The organism is Mesorhizobium sp. M1A.F.Ca.IN.020.06.1.1, assembly GCF_004023265.1.
In the GTDB taxonomy this organism is placed as follows: Bacteria; Pseudomonadota; Alphaproteobacteria; order Rhizobiales; family Rhizobiaceae; genus Mesorhizobium.
Genome location: NZ_RZSR01001021.1, coordinates 1 through 2,070 on the forward strand (window position 1 = coordinate 1; position 2,070 = coordinate 2,070).

Consider the following 2,070-nt stretch of genomic DNA (forward strand, 5'->3'; position numbering starts at 1 on the left):
ATGCCGTGGGCCTGATCTCGATCCATTCGGTGCTGCTGGCGACGATCGCGCTCGTCATCGCCACGATGGCGACTACCTGGCTCAGGCTGGCCGCAATTCCTTTCGCTGCCGCGGCCGTGATGATCATCCCGCAGGTGCGCACGCCGGACCTGCTGATCTCGGAGGACGCGCATCTGGTGGCGATGCCGATCGGCGGCGGCGAACTCGCCATCAATCGCGCCCGCTCCAACGAGTTCACCACCGATAACTGGAAACGTGCGCTCAAGGCCGAAACGATCGTGCCGCCGGAGACATTCGCCAAGGGCACGCTGGACTTGGCCGATCCGGTCGACCTGCCGCCTGGATCGCCCTTTTACTGCACGGGCGATCTCTGCATTGGCCGGCATCCATCAGGCGCGATCGTCGCGCTCGCCGAGAACCGCGAAGCTGCCCGGCCTGCCTGCGACTTCGCAGACCTCATCGTCATCAACGACGCCACGGCCTACAATCCCTGCCACGATCCACGTATCCTCGTCGTCACCAAGCGGCAGCTCGCGCGCGACGGCAGTGCCGCCGTCTTCTTCGATCCGCAATCGGCGACGGCGCGAGCAACCATTCAATACGCCGTCGAAAAACCGTACCGCCCTTGGCACGAACAGCGGCGCTACTCGCGTGAGGCGAGGGGGTTGGCGCCTTACAAGAAGCCCGAGAAGCCGGAGGCCAAGCCACAGCCCCCTCAGTAGCGGCGGATGAGCCCGACGAGCTTGCCCTGAACCTTGACGCGATCGGGACCGAAGATGCGCGTCTCATAGGCCGGATTGGCAGCCTCGAGCGCGATGGAGGCGCCCTTGCGGCGGAAGCGCTTCAGCGTCGCCTCCTCGTCATCGACCAGCGCCACGACGATCTCCCCGGGGCTCGCAGTGCTGGCGTTGCGGATGATGACCGTGTCGCCGTCGAAGATGCCGGCCTCGATCATCGAATCGCCTTTGACCTCGAGCGCGTAGTGCTCGCCGCCCGCGATCATGTCCGGCGGCACTGTGATCGAATGCGTCTGGTGCTGGATGGCGTCGATCGGCACGCCGGCGGCAATGCGACCCATCACCGGGATGGAGACGGCTGAAACGGCGTCGTCGTCATTGCTGGGCGTCGGCGTGCGGGCGGGCGCCGCGGGTTTGATCTGGCGGCCGAGATTGCCTTGGCCGCCCTGGATGACGCTCGGCGAGAACTTCTTCGCCGCATTGAGGCCGGGCGCGATCGAGTCAGGTAGGCGCAGCACTTCAAGGGCACGCGCCCGGTTCGGAAGCCGGCGAATGAAACCGCGCTCCTCCAGCGCCGTGATCAGGCGGTGGATGCCCGATTTCGAGGCAAGGTCGAGCGCTTCCTTCATCTCATCGAAAGACGGCGGAATGCCGCTTTCCTTGAGCCGTTCATGGATGAACATCAGCAGTTCATGTTGTTTGCGCGTCAGCATGGCGGCCCCCATGGGTTCTGAAACCAGAATCAGAAAAACAAACCCAGAACAAACACTATCTGTTCCAGTTGTGTTCCGCAACCGTTTAAAGTTTAGTGAATGTGTTGACGTTTTGTTCAGCGTAACATCAGAACGGTGCACTCCTCGCCGGCTTCAGCCGCCGGTGCGAAGGGTTGGCGCACGATCAGGCCATTGGCATCGGCGAGCATCCTCAACATCGAGGAATCCTGGGTGCCGAACGGTGTTGCGATCAACCCCCCCGCATCTTCGCGGACCACGGCGCGCACATAGTCCTGCCTGAGATCGTTGGCGTGCATTGCGACGCCTAACCGGGCCGTGCGGATTTCCTGACGGCAGGACCGGCCGCCCAGCCGCGCCAGAAGCGGCTTCAGGAACAGCTGCGAGCAGACCAGGCTTGCGACCGGATTGCCGGGCAGGCCGATGCAGCGAATGTCGCCGAGCCGGCCAAACATCAGCGGCTTGCCGGGACGCATGGCGATCTTCCAGAAGTCGAGCTGCATGCCTTCGCCGGTCAGCACGTCATGGATCAAGTCGTGGTCGCCGACGGAGGCGCCGCCAAGCGTGACGATGACGTCGGCGACCACGACTTGATCCATGAC

The 2,070-nt window shown here is 63.8% G+C and carries 2 protein-coding genes and 1 pseudogene; 1 reads left to right on the top strand and 2 read right to left on the bottom strand.

Annotated elements, in window-relative coordinates:
* Window positions 1-722 (top strand): annotated as a pseudogene (locus EOA60_RS30405) (competence protein); the annotation flags it as partial.
* On the opposite strand, the gene lexA reads toward EOA60_RS30405, so the two are convergent.
* The gene (lexA, locus tag EOA60_RS30410; RefSeq protein ID WP_066992799.1) at window positions 716-1,450 is read right to left on the bottom strand and encodes a transcriptional repressor LexA; all 735 of its coding nucleotides are present in this window, start codon (window positions 1,448-1,450) and stop codon (window positions 716-718) included. The pseudogene EOA60_RS30405 and the gene lexA overlap by 7 nt on opposite strands.
* A 116-nt stretch (window positions 1,451-1,566) precedes the next feature.
* A partial coding sequence (locus EOA60_RS30415) for a molybdopterin-binding protein (RefSeq protein WP_245502651.1) occupies window positions 1,567-2,070 on the bottom strand: 504 nt, incomplete at its 5' end.

Coding starts and splice junctions, on each gene's coding strand:
- lexA (WP_066992799.1), bottom strand. CDS start 1,450: ATGCTGACGCGCAAACAACATGAACTGCTGATGTTCATCCATGAACGG.